Genomic DNA, 384 nt, shown 5'->3' with positions numbered 1-384 from the left:
CCTACGGGAGGCAGCAGTGGGGAATATTGCACAATGGGGGAAACCCTGATGCAGCGACGCCGCGTGAGGGAAGAAGTATTTCGGTATGTAAAGCTCTATCAGCAGGGAAGATAATGACGGTACCTGACTAAGAAGCCCCGGCTAACTACGTGCCAGCAGCCGCGGTAATACGTAGGGGGCAAGCGTTATCCGGATTTACTGGGTGTAAAGGGAGCGTAGACGGTGTGGCAAGTCTGATGTGAAAGCCCGGGGCTCAACCCCGGGACTGCATTGGAAACTGTCATACTTGAGTGCCGGAGAGGTAAGCGGAATTCCTAGTGTAGCGGTGAAATGCGTAGATATTAGGAGGAACACCAGTGGCGAAGGCGGCTTACTGGACGATAA

The 384-nt window shown here is 53.9% G+C and carries 1 rRNA gene; it reads left to right on the top strand.

Features of this window, described 5'->3' with window-relative positions:
* Window positions 1–384, top strand: a 16S ribosomal RNA gene (locus KGF38_RS20125); the annotation flags it as partial.

The sequence above is a fragment of the Clostridioides sp. ZZV14-6387 genome (assembly GCF_020657835.1).
GTDB lineage: Bacteria > Bacillota > Clostridia > Peptostreptococcales > Peptostreptococcaceae > Clostridioides > Clostridioides difficile_A.
The sequence above is the reverse complement of the archived record's forward strand: the minus strand, read 5'-3'. Positions and strand labels throughout refer to the sequence as shown.